Origin of the sequence: Vibrio sp. sp1, from assembly GCF_016920955.1 — a bacterium.
GTDB lineage: Bacteria > Pseudomonadota > Gammaproteobacteria > Enterobacterales > Vibrionaceae > Vibrio > Vibrio alginolyticus.
The window spans coordinates 70,755-89,766 of the sequence record NZ_CP060590.1; the positions used below are offsets into that span (position 1 = coordinate 70,755).

At 45.4% G+C, this 19,012-nt stretch carries 21 protein-coding genes; 6 read left to right on the forward strand and 15 right to left on the reverse strand.

Going from position 1 to position 19,012, the window contains the following annotated elements; genetic code table 11:
• The first annotated feature begins 4 nt into the window (after nt 1-4).
• Nucleotides 5-898, forward strand: coding sequence for a DMT family transporter (locus tag H9L11_RS15765; protein ID WP_005373960.1), 894 nt, complete (start codon nt 5-7; stop codon nt 896-898).
• Here H9L11_RS15765 and H9L11_RS15770 read toward each other — a convergent pair whose 3' ends face one another.
• Nucleotides 899-1,639: a DNA-binding transcriptional regulator YciT gene (locus tag H9L11_RS15770; protein WP_017635127.1), complete on the reverse strand. Its 741-nt coding sequence runs from the start codon at nt 1,637-1,639 to the stop codon at nt 899-901.
• Nucleotides 1,640-1,856: 217 nt separating this feature from the next.
• Here H9L11_RS15770 and H9L11_RS15775 point away from each other — a divergent pair, with 217 nt between their 5' ends.
• Nucleotides 1,857-2,336 (forward strand): peptide-methionine (S)-S-oxide reductase, encoded by a 480-nt coding sequence (locus H9L11_RS15775; RefSeq protein ID WP_005373965.1) that lies wholly within the window; start codon nt 1,857-1,859, stop codon nt 2,334-2,336.
• A 38-nt stretch (nt 2,337-2,374) separates the two neighbouring features.
• Here the strand turns inward: H9L11_RS15775 and H9L11_RS15780 are convergent, their stop codons facing one another.
• The 4 genes from H9L11_RS15780 to H9L11_RS15795 all read right to left on the reverse strand — a co-directional run bounded on the left by H9L11_RS15780 (nt 2,375) and on the right by H9L11_RS15795 (nt 7,322).
• Entirely contained in the window at nt 2,375-3,430 is a 1,056-nt protein-coding gene (locus tag H9L11_RS15780) for a nitronate monooxygenase (protein ID WP_205391253.1), read from the reverse strand.
• Between the two features lie 187 nt (nt 3,431-3,617).
• Nucleotides 3,618-5,021 carry an ethanolamine permease gene (eat, locus tag H9L11_RS15785; protein ID WP_005373969.1) on the reverse strand — a complete coding sequence of 468 codons (1,404 nt, stop codon included), beginning with the start codon at nt 5,019-5,021 and terminating at the stop codon, nt 3,618-3,620.
• 11 nt (nt 5,022-5,032) lie between these two features.
• A complete protein-coding gene (eutC, locus tag H9L11_RS15790; protein WP_064376177.1) occupies nt 5,033-5,917 on the reverse strand; it encodes an ethanolamine ammonia-lyase subunit EutC in 885 nt (294 codons plus the stop codon).
• On the reverse strand, nt 5,910-7,322 hold the full coding sequence (locus H9L11_RS15795) for an ethanolamine ammonia-lyase subunit EutB (RefSeq protein ID WP_005388715.1): 1,413 nt from the start codon (nt 7,320-7,322) through the stop codon (nt 5,910-5,912). The genes eutC and H9L11_RS15795 overlap by 8 nt, the downstream gene beginning before the upstream one ends.
• 184 nt (nt 7,323-7,506) lie before the next feature.
• Here H9L11_RS15795 and H9L11_RS15800 point away from each other — a divergent pair, with 184 nt between their 5' ends.
• The gene (locus tag H9L11_RS15800; RefSeq protein WP_064376176.1) at nt 7,507-8,457 is read left to right on the forward strand and encodes a helix-turn-helix domain-containing protein; all 951 of its coding nucleotides are present in this window, start codon (nt 7,507-7,509) and stop codon (nt 8,455-8,457) included.
• Between the two features lie 44 nt (nt 8,458-8,501).
• On the opposite strand, the gene H9L11_RS15805 is transcribed toward H9L11_RS15800, so the two are convergent.
• Nucleotides 8,502-9,029, reverse strand: coding sequence for a TetR/AcrR family transcriptional regulator (locus tag H9L11_RS15805; RefSeq protein ID WP_005373975.1), 528 nt, complete (start codon nt 9,027-9,029; stop codon nt 8,502-8,504).
• Nucleotides 9,030-9,151: 122 nt separating this feature from the next.
• Between H9L11_RS15805 and H9L11_RS15810 the strand changes: the two genes are divergently transcribed.
• Nucleotides 9,152-9,373, forward strand: coding sequence for a hypothetical protein (locus H9L11_RS15810; RefSeq protein ID WP_017635120.1), 222 nt, complete (start codon nt 9,152-9,154; stop codon nt 9,371-9,373).
• Nucleotides 9,374-9,471: 98 nt separating this feature from the next.
• Here H9L11_RS15810 and H9L11_RS15815 read toward each other — a convergent pair whose 3' ends face one another.
• Nucleotides 9,472-9,843 carry a VOC family protein gene (locus H9L11_RS15815; protein WP_005373979.1) on the reverse strand — a complete coding sequence of 124 codons (372 nt, stop codon included), beginning with the start codon at nt 9,841-9,843 and terminating at the stop codon, nt 9,472-9,474.
• Between the two features lie 59 nt (nt 9,844-9,902).
• Complete coding sequence (locus H9L11_RS15820) at nt 9,903-10,793, reverse strand: LysR family transcriptional regulator (RefSeq protein WP_005388706.1); 891 nt, start codon at nt 10,791-10,793, stop codon at nt 9,903-9,905.
• A 109-nt stretch (nt 10,794-10,902) separates the two neighbouring features.
• Between H9L11_RS15820 and H9L11_RS15825 the strand changes: the two genes are divergently transcribed.
• Complete coding sequence (locus tag H9L11_RS15825) at nt 10,903-11,514, forward strand: LysE family translocator (protein ID WP_205391254.1); 612 nt, start codon at nt 10,903-10,905, stop codon at nt 11,512-11,514.
• A 131-nt stretch (nt 11,515-11,645) separates the two neighbouring features.
• Here the strand turns inward: H9L11_RS15825 and H9L11_RS15830 are convergent, their stop codons facing one another.
• From H9L11_RS15830 to H9L11_RS15840, 3 genes are all read right to left on the reverse strand, one after another.
• Nucleotides 11,646-11,855 carry a hypothetical protein gene (locus H9L11_RS15830; protein ID WP_005373984.1) on the reverse strand — a complete coding sequence of 70 codons (210 nt, stop codon included), beginning with the start codon at nt 11,853-11,855 and terminating at the stop codon, nt 11,646-11,648.
• A 105-nt stretch (nt 11,856-11,960) separates the two neighbouring features.
• Nucleotides 11,961-13,559, reverse strand: a complete 1,599-nt coding sequence (groL, locus tag H9L11_RS15835) for a chaperonin GroEL (protein WP_205391255.1) — start codon at nt 13,557-13,559, stop codon at nt 11,961-11,963.
• Nucleotides 13,560-13,592: 33 nt separating this feature from the next.
• Complete coding sequence (locus tag H9L11_RS15840; protein ID WP_005373989.1) at nt 13,593-13,883, reverse strand: co-chaperone GroES; 291 nt, start codon at nt 13,881-13,883, stop codon at nt 13,593-13,595.
• Nucleotides 13,884-14,150: 267 nt separating this feature from the next.
• Here H9L11_RS15840 and H9L11_RS15845 point away from each other — a divergent pair, with 267 nt between their 5' ends.
• Complete coding sequence (locus tag H9L11_RS15845) at nt 14,151-14,501, forward strand: rhodanese-like domain-containing protein (protein ID WP_205391256.1); 351 nt, start codon at nt 14,151-14,153, stop codon at nt 14,499-14,501.
• Nucleotides 14,502-14,597: 96 nt separating this feature from the next.
• Here H9L11_RS15845 and H9L11_RS15850 read toward each other — a convergent pair whose 3' ends face one another.
• The 4 genes from H9L11_RS15850 to H9L11_RS15865 form a co-directional block, all read right to left on the reverse strand.
• Nucleotides 14,598-14,996 (reverse strand): GFA family protein, encoded by a 399-nt coding sequence (locus tag H9L11_RS15850; protein ID WP_033906292.1) that lies wholly within the window; start codon nt 14,994-14,996, stop codon nt 14,598-14,600.
• A gap of 251 nt (nt 14,997-15,247) precedes the next feature.
• Nucleotides 15,248-15,511 carry a DUF3012 domain-containing protein gene (locus H9L11_RS15855; protein WP_005373992.1) on the reverse strand — a complete coding sequence of 88 codons (264 nt, stop codon included), beginning with the start codon at nt 15,509-15,511 and terminating at the stop codon, nt 15,248-15,250.
• Nucleotides 15,512-15,705: 194 nt separating this feature from the next.
• On the reverse strand, nt 15,706-16,725 hold the full coding sequence (gene fni, locus H9L11_RS15860) for a type 2 isopentenyl-diphosphate Delta-isomerase (RefSeq protein WP_205391257.1): 1,020 nt from the start codon (nt 16,723-16,725) through the stop codon (nt 15,706-15,708).
• 238 nt (nt 16,726-16,963) lie between these two features.
• Nucleotides 16,964-18,763, reverse strand: a complete 1,800-nt coding sequence (locus H9L11_RS15865; protein ID WP_104976290.1) for a sodium:proton antiporter — start codon at nt 18,761-18,763, stop codon at nt 16,964-16,966.
• Nucleotides 18,764-19,012 lie beyond the last annotated feature (249 nt).

Genomic DNA, 19,012 nt, shown 5'->3' on the forward strand with positions numbered 1-19,012 from the left:
TCAAATGACTGCCGTCAGTTTTTTTCGCTTACTCTGCCTCGCTGCTATTTGGGGTGGCTCGTTTCTGTTTATGCGAGTCGCCGCCAACACATTCGGGCCGGCTTACTTAATCGAATTTCGAGTTACATTTGCCGCCGTCGCTTTGTTATTGATCGCCGTATATTTGAAGAAGAAACTCACGTTAACTGCGCATACTAAACACTTCTTTATTATTGGCTTATTCAATAGCGCAGTTCCATTTTTACTCTTTGCGTACGCAGCCCAGACACTGAATGCATCAACTTTAGCAATATTGAACTCAACCGCCCCAATATGGGGAGCACTAGTTGGCTTTGTTTGGTACCGCAGCCCACTCACAGCGAAATCTGTTCTCGGTATGCTAATAGGCATTGGAGGCGTTGCAGTCTTGGTCGGCTTAGATACTTCAACCATAGGTGAAGAAGCCATGCTCCCTATTGCCGCCAGTTTGATGGCTTCTTTCAGCTATGGCATTGCTACCAACTACACTAAAAATGCGCCACAAGTACCTGCTTTTGACAATGCTCACGGCAGCATGTGGGCGGCGGTTATTTGGGTACTGCCGCTGCTACCATTCTTACCAATGCGTGCAGAACCAAGTCATTTCGAATGGAGCTCTGTTGTCACGCTCGGCGTTGTATGCACAGGGTTCGCTTATTTGCTCTATTTCCGCTTAGTTTCTGATATCGGCCCGGCGTCAGCACTGACTGTCACTTTTCTTGTTCCTGTTTTTGGTATCTTATGGGGCTACTTGGTGCTAGATGAGCCCGTCGGCTCTAACACCATCATAGGAACAATTCTAGTGCTTAGCGGCACTATGCTAGTCACCGGTTTCTCCCCAACAGCAATGCTCGCGAAGCGAAAACGAAGCGTGGCTTAATCAGCCTAATATAACTTCCACACCTCGCTTTTTGATTTGTTCAAGGTCGCTTTTCGGAGCGGCTTTGTCAGTCAGCAGCACTGATATTTCGTCAGTCTTACCAATTGATGAGGGATAAATTTGCCCAAATTTACTAGAATCCGTTAGAACAATATTGCGCCTTTTTTTCGCAATGATGGTTTCTGCGATCTCAGCACGCATCATGTCGCGGCTAGTAAAGCCAGTGTCTTGATGGAAGCCGTCAATACCCAAGAAGGCCGTGCTGAAATGAATGTTCTCAATACACAACTTAGTCAGCGGTCCGACCAAGCTCTCGCCTTGGTGCTGATACACGCCACCAAGCAAGATAATGTTGGCAGAAGTGTTACGGATGAGATGGGCGATATACGCCGATGGCGTAATGATGGTCACATCGCCGCGCTCAGCCAATGTCCGAGCCAACAACGCATTGGCACTGCCTCCTTCAATCAGCACTGTCTCATTCGGTGCGACCAAATCCGCAGCTTGGTTTGCGAGCGATTGTTTAATATCGAAACGTACTTCTAGGCGGGCATCAATGTCATCACTTTGCAACGCGGTAGCTGCGCCGTGAACGCGCTTTAGGTAGCCCTGTTGCTCCAGAAAGTTCAAATCCTGTCTGATGGTCACACCCGACACGCCAATGATGTCAGAAAGCTCTGTGACTTGAACGCGTTTACGGTCGTTCACTAATTGCAGGATTTCATTTTGTCTTGGGTTCACAGGTTCGCTCCTTATTGATGAGCTTACAGTATACTCACCTGATGTTTCATATGAAAAGAACTTGAAAGTAAAAAGGAAAAAACGCGTGGTCTGATTAGCCAAGCTGTACCTTGCGAATATCGCTCCCATCAACAGATAATAGGGCAACGAAAATGGGATGGAAGAAGAGGGGTTAACTCCCTACATCCCAACAACGGTAAAGACTAGGATAAAAGTAATGGAAGAAATTTACTTCGCAGGCGGTTGCCTTTGGGGCGTGCAAGAATTTATGCGCCACCTTCCGGGCGTAATCAACACAGAAGCCGGGCGAGCAAATGGCACAACGGATAACACTCAATCCGAATACGATGGCTACGCAGAGTGCGTGAAAACCCAGTTCGACCCTGAGCAAGTTTCGGTTGAAACTTTAATGGGGTATTTGTTTGAGATAATCGACCCTTACAGCGTTAACAAGCAAGGTGAAGACGTAGGTGAGAAGTACCGTACTGGTGTTTATAGCCAAAACGAACAGCATCTCACCATGGCGAAAGCGTTTATCGCAGTACGACCGGACGCCGACAAGATCGCCGTAGAAGTACTGCCACTCACAAATTATGTGCCAAGTGATGATGAGCACCAAGACAGACTCACAAACTTTCCGAATGATTACTGCCACATCCCATTAGATTTACTACATAAATACAGGGATAACTCGTAACCATTCAGTCAGCATCGCTTTAAAAGGCAAGATGCATATCAGTTTGAATCGATGCCGTCCACTAATGACAATGTCATTTCTGCCGCCGATATTTCCTTACAACCCGACGAGTTTTGTCCGCACCACAACGGTGTGAATTCATCTCGGTTTTGCTTTTCCATAAGCGCTCTTAGTTGAGCCATTTCAATGGAGGCGTATGGGAATTTCGGCGCAAACTCACTGATGTAGCCTAGCTCCGACATCGCGCGATTCACAATGCCTCTCGCTGGTCGGCCCGAGAAAACATTGGTCACAGCGGTATGTTGCGCGCGTTCACTGGCAATGGCATATCGATGTAAAGACGATGTTTTCGCCTCATCACACAACAAATAGGCGCTGCCAACTTGAACGGCACTCGCTCCTAATCTCAACGCGGCTTCCACCCCACTTCTATCAGCGATTCCGCCTGCAGCAATAACAGGCAAATTCACCCGTTTGGCGATTTGTGGTAATAACGCAATCAAACTTAATTGAGTAGTTAAATCATCCGATAAAAACATACCTCGGTGTCCACCAGCCTCCAAGCCTTGGGCGATAATACCGTCAACGCCTTTTGCTTCTAGCCAAAGTGCTTCGTCCACCGTAGTCGCTGACGAAAGGATCTTCCCTCCCCACCCTCTAATTCGAGCTAACAGATCATCGTCTGGCAAACCAAAGTGGAAACTGATCACTGGCGGTGCAAATGGTTCAATCGCGTCAGCAATATCATGATTGAAAGGCATCCTTGTCGGAGCGTTTGGCTGAGCCTGAACGGTTGCATCAACCTCGGAAAAATACGGTTGCAGCGTTTTTTGCCACTCTTCGTGCTTGTTGGCGTCATACTCCGGCATTTCATGGCAAAAGAAATTGAGGTTAAACGGTCGGTTAGTTGCCTGCTTGATAAGTTGAAGTTCTTTTACGATGGCGTCTTTGTTCAGCATTCCACAAGGTAACGAGCCAAGCCCGCCAACATTACTGACGGCTATGGTCATTTGGCTGTCTTGCACACCAGCCATTGGCGCTTGAATAATCGGTAACTCTGTTCCCAAAAGTGTATTAAATACCTTGTTTATCATGATCTTTCCTTGAAAACTTAACCTTTACCTGTGATGGATCTGCGCCATCGTTATCCAGACTAGACTTTCACATGATTAAACACTTATAAAGTTAAAGTGATGCATTTGTGCGCTATGCACTTTTGATAGAAATGACAAAGGGAGCCTATGGCTCCCTTAATATGCTGAATAAAAAGAATCAAAGTGACTATCGTACGACATCTGATTCAAGCTCTAGCTCTGCCACAGACAGCATGGCAAACTCTTCCTCGGCGGTTGCTGCCACCAATTTGTTGCGGCTGTATAACCCATAATAAACACCACCGATAAGAAACAATCCCATTGTCATGAAAAAGGCTGAGGGATCAAAAGCATAAACACCTGTCATTGCGATCAAAGAAAGCACCAGAGAAATACTCGAAGTAATTATCCCACCAGGCGTTTTATATGGACGAGTTAATTCCGGCTGTTTAATTCGCAATAAAATATGGCTCAAGGACATTAATGCGTACGATACAGTCGCACCGACAACAGCCATCGCCAAGATTAAGTCCCCCTCACCCGTAAGTGAAACCAAGAACCCAAAAACGCCCGGAACCAAAAGCGCACGAGAAGGCACTTTTTTGTCACTGGTTAATGACAAAGTTTGCGGTAAATAACCCGCGCGGGAAAGCGCAAACACCAAGCGACTGTAACCATAAATGATTGAAAAGAAAGAAGCGATAAGGCCAGCCAATCCAAGTAAGTTCACGGCCATTGCTACCGTTGAATTGCCCGTAAGCTTTAGGGCGTCAACTAATGGCACCGCGCTATCGCCTATGACCTTTGAGCCAACCGCACCAGCCAAAAGGACGACTACGAGAGTTGCGGTTAGCAATAAAAACAGCATCGCACCAATGATGCCTTTGGGAACATCTTTTGCCGGATTTTTTGCCTCCTCTGCCGCTAAAGGCACACCTTCAACCGCAAGAAACAACCACATTGCAAATGGCAACGCAGCCCATACGCCATACCACCCAAACGGCAAGATTTCTGTTGCCTGAGCCGTCGCCGGAGCAATATCGAATAAGTTATTAACGTCAAAGTGACCAATAAGCACAGCAGCAGTAATGAGAATAGCTAGCACAGCCAAACCGCTGATGACCATCATTACTTTGAGAGCTTCGCCAACCCCTGCCATATGAATAGCGATAAAGACGGCGTAGAAAAGTGCGTAAACAACAGGGCCATCGATACCAACCAATTCATTCACTGCTGAGCCAATAAAAATCACTATCGCAGCAGGCGCGAGCGCATATTCAATCAAAACTGATAAGCCAGTGAAAAAGCCACCTGTCGGCCCCATCGCCTGTCTTGCGAAGCTGTAACCACCACCCGCAGCAGGAATAGCCGCAGACATTTCAGCTAAAGACAATACTAGCGTGAAATACATTACTGCCATCGCGATAGCAGCAATAAGAAAGCCTCCCCATCCTGCTTGAGCGATGCCAAAGTTCCAACCGGCGAAGTCACCAGATATAACATACGAGACACCTAAGCCAGCAAGTAAAATCCAACCTGCGGTGCCTCTTTTTAGCTGCCTTTTGGCCAAGTACTCCTGATGTTTAGACATAGTAAATCCTTCTACTTTGATGAAATTAAAAAGTTGTCGCTGTGTTTATCTTCAACATTTGCGCCACTTGGCTCATTGATATCGGAGCGATCTTTCAGATTCACTCCTGACAGTTGTAATTTTCGAGCCTCCTTGAGCAAGTAAAATGCGCGTTCACAGGCATCGTCATAGTTGAGCCCCTGAGGGCGCACATTGGAAATGCAGTTTCTTTGGGAATCTTTAGAGCCTCGTTTAGCCCCCCAAGTGAGATACATACCTATGCTATCCGGAGAAGTTAGACCGGGCCTCTCTCCAATTAAAACCAGCACGGCCTTGGCGTTAAAACATTCACCAACATCATCCCCTACCGCTACTCTTCCTTGCTTTACGATTGTGATAGGTGCGAATTTCCATTGATGTTCATCATCAGCGCTTAAAAGAGAAATCAATCGAGTAACAACAGGCACGGCATGGTTTTGAATTGCGACGGAAGAAAGTCCATCAGCAATAACAATCGCAAGATCAATGTCAGTGTTATGCTCATTTGCTATCGAGTTGAGCGTTTGCCAAGAAGATTCATCAAGCAGCCTTCCTAAATCGGGCCTTTGCAGGTACATAAGCCGGTCACTCACTTGACTGCTCACCACCACTGGAGGTTCTAAGGTCTTTTCAAGAATCGAGTAAGAGTCCGATAAACCAGCAACGAGAGAGTCAACATTCAAACTGCAATGCACTGCATCCATAGCTTGGGCATGATCCAGCTGAAATGAGAGTAACTCGTTGGTTGGTACACTGTTTCCGCTACGACCCAGAGCGATCCGAGCAGAGGTGAAGTCACGTAACTTGCCCCACGGGTTGTGTGTGACAACTTCAGACTCATCTTGTGGGGACTGAGCAATGGTGATTACTTTACCCATGAGAATACCCCTTATTCAATTGGTTAATTGCTCCCGAAAACGAGCGAGAGATTTGCTCACTTAACCGAACGTCTTGCACGCTCTCGAAAATCTGCATCTCCATTAACCATTGTTCAAACTCTGGTGCTGGCTTCAAACCGAGTACTTTTCTTGCGTAAAGGGCATCGTGAAATGAGGTAGTTTGATAGTTGAGCATGATGTCATCAGACCCTGGAATACCCATGATGAACGAGCACTCGGCCACGCCTAACAGTGTCAGCAAATTATCCATGTCATTCTGATCGGCATAGGCATGATTGGTGTAACAGATGTCGCAACCCATGGGTAAACCAAGCAGCTTCCCACAAAAATGATCTTCAAGCCCAGCACGAATGATCTGTTTGCCATCAAACAGATACTCAGGGCCAATAAACCCAACAACTGTATTAACCAACAAAGGATCGAACTGTTTCGCGACAGCATAAGCACGGGCTTCACAAGTCTGTTGATCGACCCCATGAAATGCATTCGCAGACAGCGCGGTACCTTGTCCGGTTTCAAAATACATCACATTGTTTCCTACGCTACCTCGATTCAAAGACAACGCGGCTTCATGGGCCTCTTTCAAAATCGACAAGTCGATTCCGAAGGTATCATTCGTCCCTTGCGTGCCACCTATCGACTGAAAAACGAGATCGACTGGTGCACCCATTTCAATGGCTTCTATCGTGTTCGTTACATGAGTTAACACACAAGACTGAGTCGGTATTTGATAGTGTTGAATCACCTCATCCATTAAGTTCATTAACTTGATAGCTTGAGGCACATTATCTGTTGCCGGATTGATACCGATAACCGCGTCGCCATTTCCGTACATCAGACCATCAAAAATGGTCGCTGCGATACCGTTGAGAGAATCAGTGGGATGATTCGGCTGTAAGCGAGTAGACAGGCGACTCGGCAAACCAATCGTATTCCGAAAAGCCGTGACAACTTGGCATTTTTTAGCAACGAGAATCAAATCCTGGTTGCGCATAATCTTACTGACTGCGGCCACCATTTCTGGTGTTAAACCTTGACGAATTTTAGCCAACGTTTCACCATCGGCTTCTTCACTCAGCAGCCAATTTCGAAAATCTCCGACCGTCAAGTGCTCAATCGGCTTAAAGGCTTCAAGGTCATGCGTATCGATAATTAGACGAGTGATATCGTCGCTTTCGTATGGAATAACCGCCTCGTTAAGAAACGTTTTAAGTGGTAACTCAGACAGCGCCATTTGTGCGACTACACGTTCTGCCGCTGACTGAGCACAAACCCCGGCTAACGCATCGCCTGAGCGCTCCGGTGTCGCTTTCGCCATCAAGTCAGCTAATGACTTAAAGGTATAGACTTTACTTCCTTGTTGCCGACGATAAGTTGCCGTCATTGCTCTTCCTCTTCACTATTTGGTTCGCTTTTTGCTGAACTATCAATAAGCTTTAAGAAAGTATTGCCAAATGTGTTCCGTAGCGTTATCAAAAACTGGCAACATTTATAAACCAATAATAAACAATGAGTTATGTAAATATTGCTCCAACATGACTCACAAAAAAGGAATGAGCATCACAAGGATGAGTAACCAAATGCCCCAAACCGCACCAATGCTGTGCATCCATCACACTAAGGATGCAAACCAACAAGCTGCGAGTCTGATAAACTGGCAACAGGAATATGACCAACTCAGCGATGGTCGATTTTTAGGTCAAATTCGAGAACGACGATTTCCCAATTTCCATGTATTTCGTGAAGACAGTAACCGCTCGCTAAGACAGCAATGCAGGGTTGAACAGGGAGGTATTTGGTTGGGTTTGAGTACGGAAAATAAGCCGCTACACCTAAATCACAGTCAGTTTAATTCAAGCCAACTTTTGCTTAGGCAAGGTGGCGCTGATTTTGAGTTAATGACACCGGAGCAGTTTTCTATCTATGGAATAGTGCTCGACAAAAACTTCGTTCACATCATAGAAAATCAACTTGAGCTTGGGAGCATCCAAAACAACACATTGCACTTAACGGGGTTGACAGAAAAACACATTCAACAACTTAAATACTACTTAGGCATGTTACTTGGTTCCGCCGAGCCAAGATGGTCTGAAACCACACATCAAGCAATCTTAAAAGATATTGTGCTGGAGTTGTTCTCACTCAGTTCACTGCACACGAGCCATCCGATATCAATCTCTCATCGTCAACACGTGATGCACCGTATAAAACAACAGCTACAGGATCTAGACTACCGTACGCCGATAACCGTCAGTGAACTGTGTGACGCAGTACACGTCAGTCGTCGCACACTACAGTACACCTTTGAACATTGCTGTAATACTTCCCCAAAGCAGTTCATACATCGAATGCGCCTGAATCAAGTACGTAGAGTGCTACAAAGCCCTGAAGATAATCGAACAATTGCAGAAATCGCTTTTGACTTTGGTTTTTTCCATCTCGGGCAGTTCAGTCAAAGCTACAAGCGGCTATTTGGTGAGACGCCAACTGAAACGAGAAAATGGGAGCCCAGCAAATAAAATGACAGGCAGTATATTCTTTCAGCTCCTGCGTTGGGGCCATGTTATGCAGTCGCAATGATTTGCTGAAACTTAGCATGAAGCTCTTCAAGTGCCGCTTCAACATCCGGTTCTGCACGGCTCAAGTGCGAGATTAACGTCATAAAATAGCAGTCAAAAATCAGCGGTATTTTTCCCTCAAGGACGGAGCTTCCGTTTACAGATTGAAACAAAGCTTGGTTAAACGACTGATAATAATCCAAATCCCAAATCACCTCTTTCAACAAAGCTCGGCTCAGCTCAACGTTCGCAAAATAGTAGCGATAGTATTTCTCCGTCAGCGCCAAACCAATGTCGATATCGGTTTTACCTTCCACACTGACTAGCGTTTCTTGGCTGATCTGTTGCAGTTGCGCCAGCATCCCTTCGCGCAAAATCGACAGTTTAGTCGGGAAATGGCTAAACACTGTGCCATCGGCTACTCCTGCTTCTCTCGCTATCTGCCTTGTGGTCGTCATGTCATAGCCATTTTGAGCAAAAGATGCCCATGCGGCTTTTAGAATTTTATCTCTGGTTTGTTGTCGCTTCGTCATTGATGTGTCTGCTTAATGAGCCTGAAAGGATCATACCTTGCGTGGTTGAGATTGACAAATTGAGCGCGCTCATTTATAAAATTGAGCATGCTCATTTTATATAAAAACAAAAGGAATCGCTCATGTACGTATTAAACAAACTAGGCCAAGGATTGATTTTCTTCCCGACCATCTTCTGCTTTTCGTATATTTTAAGACCGATATTAATGGTCATCCTTATTCCAGGAGGACTCGCACTTTTGGCGTTAATCGGTGGCGCAGAAGTCAGAGCGGAACTCAAAGCCATGCTGCTTGAGGAGTTTTTTGGCGTTAGCCCATCGCACACCACCTCGAAAAAGGCGTGAGTGCGCTACAAACGTTGGCAAGGCTAAGTAAAAAAGAAAACGCGCAGATATCGAGATCTCAATACCTGCGCGTAGATGCGGTGAAAATAAGACTGGCTTTAGTCAGTATTCATGTTCTGGCCAATTCGCCATAAAACGCCACTAGGGTCAAACAAACAACATTCGCGCATGCCCCAAGGTTGCTCGACTAGCTCTGTCAAACGCGAACCAAATTCCTCATGACCCACTTTGGATAAGTGCTGATGCCAACTTTCTGCGTCTTCTACGAGCAAGTGCATCATGAAGTTATTGCCGTGTTCTGGCTCATAAAAATTCTGTAAAAGAAACGCGCAGCTACCTTGAGAGAAGTATGCTACATCACCGAAGTCCGACGCCATTTCAAAGCCAATCGCCTCATAAAAGCGTTTTGATAGCGCGTAATCTTTCGCCGGAACAAATGATTTGATTTCAACAATATTGAGGTTTTCCATTTCCAATTTCCTAAGCCTTTTTCCATAAAACTGACTGACGTAATCTCGCTCTATGCCTTCTATTCGCCTTGCGTAATCTGCTGTGATGACAGTGGCACACACTCTGCCATTTGCGTTTGTAACCACGTGATAAATTTATGTTCGAGTTCTGTACGCTTTTTATCTTGACTCAATAAAACGTAATTGCAACTTGATGGAGAAAACCCAAATGGTGCGACCAAATTACCACGCTTAATATCGTCCATGACAAAAGGATACGATCCCATTGCGACGCCTAAGCCATCCACTGCGGCTTGTATGCAAAAATAAAAATGCGCGAATGATTGCTGAGTGTTGCCGTTGAAAGTTTCACAACGTGTTGATTGCTGCCAATCCGCCCAAGCATTCGGTCTGGTTTGGCTATTCAACAATCGAGCTGCTTTCAAATTGTCTTTAATGGATTGCCAATACTCAGGAGAAAATACCGGCCCCACCCACTCTTCCACAAGAATGGTTTTGTCGTAATCGTGATGCTGCGCAAAATCGTCTCGACGAATCGCCATCGAAAGCCCAGTTGATCCTAATGTTACCGGGCCACCAGCCGTCGACAAACGAACATCAGCACGGTGTTCATCATTAAACGCGGCCAACCTTGGCATCAACCAGCGCATGGTTAATGTCGGTTCACAAGACACTTCAAGATGCTGATGCTTCTCTTGAATAAGCGTATTCACGCCTGTTTCTAGCGTTTGGAATGCCGTTTCTGTGTATGTCTTGAGTAATTCGCCTTCTGCCGTCAACACGACTTTCCTGCCCTCTTTGAAGAACAAAGGTTGAGACAGATATTGCTCAAGTTGCTTGATCTGCTTACTCACGGCTCCGTGGGTAATGTTCAGTTTGTCAGCCGCTTCAGTGTAGCTTGAAGAACTCGCCGCAACGTGGAAGACATAAAAAGATTTCAGGTGACGCATCTGTGAGTTTTTCTCACCAATATGGGAATGTTTTTCGATTATAGTCAGTAATAAAGACGCCTACAATTCCACTACATCCCAGACTTCATCATTCAAACAGGAAATCGATATGGAATTTGTAACTCTTGCGTTATTAGGTGTGCTTATTGTCATTAGCCCTGGCGCAGACTTTGTTTTGGTATTAAGAAATAGCTTAAATCAAGGACGAAAAGCAGGCGTATACAGTGCGATTGGTATCAGCATGGCGATCAGCATCCACATCGCTCACTCCATGCTAGGGATCAGTTACTTAATTTCACAAAACGAATGGTTGTTTAATCTCGTGCGCTATCTTGGGGCCGCTTATCTTGTCTACCTTGGGATTAAAGGAATATTCTCCTCGCAGCCTGCGTCAAACTCAGAAACCATTCAACAGAGCGAGTATTCAATGTGGCGATTTTTCATGCAGGGATTTCTGTGTAATTTACTCAATCCCAAGACGATGCTGTTTTTTCTGAGTATTTTTAGCCAAGTGATTTCTCCCGACTCTAGTCAGCAACACATTGCCTTGTTTTACGGGATTTATATGATTGCGCTGCATGGTATTTGGTTTTCTATCGTTGCTGTTTTATTCACGTCATCCCGGCTACAAGCTTTCTTGTTGAAGATTAAGCATCGACTCAATCAAGCATGTGGGGCGGGATTAATCATTTTCGGCGCAATGCTGGGCTTAAAGGTGTAGTGCGCTTGCGGTCCGATTACCCCAGTTCAAATTGATCATTGAACAAGTGGCAGTAATCAAATAAAAATCTACGTTATCAATACTTTAAATTAGAAAAAAACAGCCAACGTGCGCTGGCTGTTTCGATACAGTTAATGGATGACCCGAGCGTCCCCTTTAAATAACTGAGACAGATCGATAGTGAATATCGTCACTGTCGGACGTTTAGGCAGAGCATTTTCGATCGAAAACTCTGGCCCAGCTGGAACGAGGGGGAAGTGAATAGCAGTCGGCCACGTTGACGAAGCTTCATTACCGCCCGGCTCAGATATTGAGAAAGAAAACGCAGGTAAACGGGTCATAACACTTATCTCAAATGACTGATTAGCGGGCTCAAGCGAGCCCGCTTAGGTTTTGCGATGTTATTGTTATTTTAACGCTTACTTAATCACTAACGGTTGATGACGTTAGATATCAAGTTCTTTGTCTTCAACGTGGTTGGTGATCATCGCTTCAGTGGTGATCATCAAGCCAGCAACAGACGCAGCGAATTGAAGCGCTGAGCGTGTTACTTTCGCAGGGTCCAAGACGCCCATTTCGATCATGTTGCCGTATTCACCTGTTGCAGCGTTGTAACCGTAATCGGAATCACCAGCTTTGACAGCGTTCGCCACAACAGAAGCTTCGTCACCTGCGTTAGTTGCGATTTGACGAAGAGGCTCTTCCATTGCACGTAGCGCAACTCGGATACCCACGTTTTGGTCATCATTGTCGCCTTTTAGATCCGCCAATTCTTTCGCGATCTTAGTTAGGGCAACACCACCACCAGCAACAATACCTTCTTCAACCGCTGCGCGAGTAGCGTGTAGTGCATCGTCCACGCGATCTTTCTTCTCTTTCATCTCAACTTCGGTTGCAGCGCCGATCTTGATCACCGCTACGCCGCCAGAAAGCTTCGCAACACGTTGTTGAAGCTTGTCTTTATCGTATTGAGAGGTGGTTGTTTCGATTTGTTTTTCAATCGAAGCCACACGATCAGCAATCGCGCTTGCTTCTGCTGCGCCACCCACAATGGTTGTTGTGTCTTTGGTGATGGTCACTTTCTTCGCACTACCTAGTTGCTCTAACGTTGCTTTTTCGAGCTCTAGGCCGATTTCTTCAGAGATGACCGTACCAGCAGTTAGTACCGCAATGTCTTCCATCATCGCTTTACGGTTGTCACCAAAGCCAGGCGCTTTCACCGCGGTCGCACGCACGATGCCGCGCATGTTGTTCACAACCAATGTCGCTAGCGCTTCACCTTCGATGTCTTCAGCAATGATCAATAGCGAACGAGAAGATTTCGCCACTTCTTCTAGTACAGGCAATAGCTCGCGGATGCTGCTGACTTTTTTGTCCACCAATAGGATGTAAGGGTTGTCTAGCTCGACGCTGCCATTTTCTTGGTTAGTGATGAAGTATGGCGACAAGTAACCGCGGTCAAATTGCATACCTTCAACCACAGACAATTCGTTGTTTAGACCTTGGCCTTCTTCAACCGTAATCACGCCATTGCGACCCACTTTCTCCATCGCTTCTGCAATGATTTCACCGATCGCGCGATCGCTGTTTGCAGAAATGCTACCCACTTGGGTGATAGATTCTTTGTCGCTGCATGGCTTAGACATTTCACGTAGTTTCTCAACCGCCGCTTCAGTGGCTTTGTCGATACCACGTTTTAGGTCCATTGGGTTCATGCCAGAGGCTACCGCTTTAAGACCTTCATTGATGAAAGATTGCGCCAGTACGGTAGCGGTCGTTGTACCGTCCCCCGCTTCATCATTCGCTTTGGACGCCACTTGTTTCACCATTTGTGCGCCCATGTTTTCGAACTTATCTTTCAGTTCGATTTCTTTCGCTACAGACACGCCATCTTTGGTGATGGTTGGCGCGCCGTAAGATTTATCAAGCACAACGTTGCGGCCTTTCGGGCCTAGTGTCACTTTTACTGCGTCCGCCAGTAAGTTCACACCTTTCAGCATTTTTTGACGTGCGTCATTAGCAAATAATACGTCTTTTGCAGCCATGGTTATCTCCTCAAAAAACTACTACAAAAATAATTACTCAACGATTGCTAACACATCAGATTCGGACAGAATTAAGTATTCTGCGCCGTCAATTTTCTCGGTTTTCACGCCGTAACCGTCATTGAAAATGATTTGGTCGCCCACTTTGACTTCCATCGCAGCGCGTTCGCCATTTTCAAGACGTTTACCTAAACCAACAGCAATGACTTTCCCGCGGTTTGATTTTTTCACCGACTGAGAAGTTAAAACGATTCCCCCTTCAGATTTATTTTCCACCTCTTGTCTTTCAACAATTAGCTTGTCATTTAAAGGACGAATTTTCATTTTTAAGTGCCTCCTACTTGGAACCAAAAATAAAAGACAAAATAAACATCAAGATGGATTTGCGAGTCGACAGCTCGCTTTCGATGAAAATAATAAGGTCGAAAAATTAGAGTTCAAGAGGTGAATTTGATAAAAATTTTTTATTAAATTAAATAAAAATTTCTATCGAATTATCGCATTCACAACTACTTAGCATCTCTTTATGATGGAAAATATGCTCAATCAAATCTAGAGTGGTTACGTACTCTTAAAAAGGATAATCAAACAATGAAAAAGGCCGTATCTCTATTTCTTGCAACGTTGTGCGTGAGCTTCCTCTCCCCCAACGTGTCGGCTTCTGAACGCGCTGAACAAGGGTGGCAATTGATTGACAAGGGCGCGATGATTGTCGATGTGCGCACGCCGCAAGAGTTTTCTGAAGGGCATTTGGATAATGCCGTCAACTTCCCTTTATCTGAACTTGATAAACATTTTCAAGACGTCGATAAAGATCAAGCTATCGTGTTGTACTGTCGCAGTGGTAACCGCTCTAGCAAAGCGTATCAATACTTACAATCACAAGGCTTTACGAATCTGCACAATGCCGGTGGCTTAGAAGAACTACAAGACGCCAAATAGTCGTCTCCGTTCTAATATACAAAGTAAAAGCACAGAGCGTGTCGCAAGCGTATTGTAACGCGCTCTGTTTCTAAATACTTATCTACAACAACTCTACTATCTGGGCCCTGCATCAAATTGAGCCAGGTTATCCGATATCTCGATCCATGGCGCTTTCGACGCGACAAAAATATGGAAATCAGGCTTGTGAGAAGGTGTGTCATCCAAGATACCAAGGCGAATATTGACGATCCCATTGTTCTTTTTCGAATACAGGCTCGATCCGCAGTGGCGACAAAAGCATAGCATGGTATTTTCGCTTTTCTGATAAGTTTGAATATCTTCTTTCCCTTGGATAATAAGCAGTTTATCCAACGCAATACCACCGGCAGATGAATAGTCAGAACCTGTGAACTTGCGGCATTCAGAGCAATGGCAATTTCCCATGTACTTAAATTCATCTGCCACTTCCAACTTTACCTTGCCGCACAGACATGAGCCTTTTAGTACTTCCATTTGAATTCCTTTTTGTTATGAATCTAATTGAATTAGATGGCTATCTCGACACCATGCCATTGCAATACGAAAAATTAAAGACAGGCAATACAGGTTTTCAAAAATGAAACGAAAATGTAAAACTTTCCATTCAGAGGGAAGTGCGCTGACACGTGAAAAATCGAGCTATTTTAGATACAAAAACACCAAGCAATAACGCTTGGTGTTTACCTCACAGAATGTCGCCTCAGAAAAGGCGCTTTCCGCTGTGCTTAAAAAATGCAGTGTTTAGTAAAGCTGGTCGCTTCGTTTGCAGTCCAGTCACCTTTCGGCTTATCTTTCAGGTTTTCACACCATTGCTCGCTGCCGACACCATCTTGCAGAACACAATGCTTTGCAAAGTCTACCGCGTTGTCTGCTGTCCATTCTGTTTTTGGCTTATCGCGCATGTCGTTACACCAGCCTTCAGTGCCCACTTCATCACTACAAGCGGTCAAAGCAGAAGCCGCCAACATCAGCATGACTAGTTTTTTCATAAATTTAAGGTTCCAGTTGCAAACAATAGTAAAATTAAACTCAATCTCTTCAACACGAGCCCATTCAAAAGTCTGAATAAAGGCGTCACTAGCTGAAGTGACTTTTGTATCAACTATAACGAAATTATCAGTCTACGTGTTAAGACACCGAAAAATTATTGAGCGACTCTGTGTAAAGCGCGCCATTCTAAAAGCTATAGGCAGCGCGCTTTCGTTAGCTCACCAACCTTAGAAGAGCCAGTACCAAAGCACGCTAAACGCAGCTCTAATGCCATTTGTTCAAAGTGATCGACAACAGATTGCGTGCTGATCGTCGCAGCTTTTAATACTGCACCTGCTTGCCCAATGAGATTAGCACCCAGATGAATGGCTTTCGCCGCTTCAAGCCCATTACGAACACCTCCCGAGGCGATCAAGGGTAATGTAGGATGCAGTGCGCGGATTTGAGCCAAACATGTTGCTGTAGGGACACCCCAATCGCGGAAAAGCTCGGCTGCACGCTGCATTTTCGGATTATCTTGGCAATACCCTTCAACCGCACTCCAGCTTGTGCCACCCGCGCCCGCAACGTCAATTGCATCCACACCAGCATCAATTAATCGCTGCGCAACGTGTCCGCTAATACCAAAACCGACTTCTTTGATAATGATAGGAACCTTCACGCGAGATTTAAGCATCTCAATTGCCTGGAAAACACCAACCCAATTGTGGTCGCCATTTTTCTGAAACGCTTCCTGCATTGGATTAACGTGCACAAACAAGGCATCGGCTTGAATCGCCTCAACCGCACGTTGCGCATTATCGAGTTTACCTTTATCGAGCAATTGAGCGGCTCCAAGATTGGAATACAACGGTACTTCTTTCGCCAACTCACGAATGGTTTTACCCAAGCCCGAATGCTGACTTTCTTCTAAGCTAATCCGTTGCGAGCCCACACCCATGGCAATACCTAATTCACTTGCGGCTTCAGCCAAACGACAATTGATCGTTTCTGCGTCTTTTGCTCCGCCAGTCATCGAGCTAATCAAAAACGGTAGCGCTAATTGATGACCAAGAAACTCTGTCGATAAATCGATCGCGTGAAAGTCACATTCTGGCAGCGCACAGTGTTCGAACTCGACAGACTCAAAACCCGCCGTTTTATGCTTCATGCTCATATCATGATGTAAAACAGCATCTAGGTGTAAATCTTTTCGGTTAGTTTGCGGAGCCATAATGTCACCCTAAAGTAAAACAGTCGCGCAGTATTGCGATCCTTATCAGTAACGTCAATGCGAATTTTGTGAATTTGCCGGATTACTTTTCCGAAACGAGTAATGAATCTCGACTGCCCCTGACATTATAAGAAAAGAAACTCGCTTTCCGTTTTCAACAAGCCGGCAAGTTTCTCTTCAAATTGAGATAATCAGCGTACGATACCCATGATGCAAATGGATCACATTGCTCTGTAGTTTACTTTACGCTGTCCGACAGAATTAGCGACACAACAGTGCTTGTCGTCGTTGGTTCAAACTGTTCGGGATCATCACAGAATTGAATTTTTCCTTTTTCTTCTACATGGAACAGCGGTACAACTGAACTACCTTTGTGATGCGCTAAATAATCTTGATACGTGAAGTTATCGCTCAATTTCGTGTGTTTAACCTCTGCACCACGACTTAACATACTGGCTAGCTGGGTATAGCTTACATTGCCGCCCATCAGCAATTTACCATGGTACTCCTGAGCCACGGAGTGCTTCTCGCTGTCATTGCTGTTGGTTTTCACTTTTTGTAAGCAGTGAACTTTATCTTCCCCAAACTCGTCGACGAATTGCATGCAAGCCATAATGTTGAAGTGCTGATCGGGCGTTAATGCAACCACTTGACCTATTCCTATCAAGTTCAAGTTGTCGTCCGCGTGACTAGAAATAGGGTTGCCGTAATAGTAATCCAGTCCCAACATACGAACCTGACTGATGTACTCCCAGTTTGAGTCAGTCATTAATACGCGACGGTCATAACGCGACAACGCCTGCCCTATTTCTCTTGCTACTCGGTTAGCACCAATCAACAAGAAGCCGCGTGGTGCTGGCTCTGCGACGCCCAATGTCAGCGCTACAGGACGTGCCGTCGCACTTTGTAACACGACCGTTCCTATAATCACCATGAAGGTCATAGGGACCAGTAAAATCGCTTCATCAATGCCGTATTCGGTCAATTTGATCGCGAAAAGAGACGAAATCGAAGCAGCAACAATACCGCGCGGTGCAACCCAAGACAAAAACAGCTTATCTTTGAGACGCAAGTTGCTGCGGAAGGTTGAAAGAAAAATCGATAACGGACGCGACACTAACTGCATAAATACAAATAACAATAACGCACCGCTACCTAGCGCAGCAAAATCATCCAAACTGATTCGAGCCGCAAGGAAGATGAACAATCCGGTGATCAGTAAAATGGTTAAATGCTCTTTAAAGTGCAGAATTTGCTGAATATTGATGTCTTTAGCGTTTGCGAGCCACATACCCATTACGGTGACGGTTAGTAACCCAGCTTCAGACTCAATGTGGTTAGAGACCGAAAATACACCTAGAACCACCATCAAAACCGCAAATGGCTGCAAATATTCCGGTAGCCAAGAGCGACGCATGATCGTCGCAACTGCATAGCCTGAGGCCGCACCTAGCATGACACCGACAGCAATGATCGTCCCAAACACTTCGACGCTATTTATCGCGCTGTGAGATACGATAAACTCGTAAACCATCACAACAAAAAGCGCACCGAGCGGGTCAATCAAAATCCCTTCCCATCGCAAAATGTTAGCAAGCGTACTGTTAGGTCTTACGGTTCGTAGAAGTGGCACGATGACCGTCGGCCCTGTTACTACGGTTAAGCTGCCGAACAACATGGCAAGCTCCCAAGTAAAGCCGAGGAAATAGTGTGTTGCAATACTGGTCGCCGCCCACGAAATGATCGCCCCGATGGAAACAATGCTCCATACCGAACCACTCACGCCACGAATTTCTTTAAAATTTAAGGTCAAACTGCCTTCAAATAAAATCACTGCCACCGCTAAAGAAACCAACGGAAAGAGCAAATTACCTAATATCTCATCAGGATTTAACCACTGCATAAATGGCCCGACGATCAGCCCTGCCAACAACAAAAATAAAATCGCTGGCAAACGCAATCGCCAAGCTAACCATTGGCAACCTAAACCAATAACCCCAACCGCTGACAGCACCAGCGCTTCATTACCCACTTGCATCAATAATTACCTGTTTTTGTCTTTTTTCGCGTGAATGCGCTATACCCGAATACATTCAGCCTTACGGTCAAATAGAAACAACCGAACGTGCAAATCAAACGACTGACCTTCGATGACATCGCTACGAAACGCACATGTTTGAAGTCATTTGGCGATCGCATCAGAACTATGAATATAGTTGACCCCCAATGACTTAACGACTCATTTTTGTTCATCAGGTCTTAAAGTGGCACACAAGTGTGCGACTTT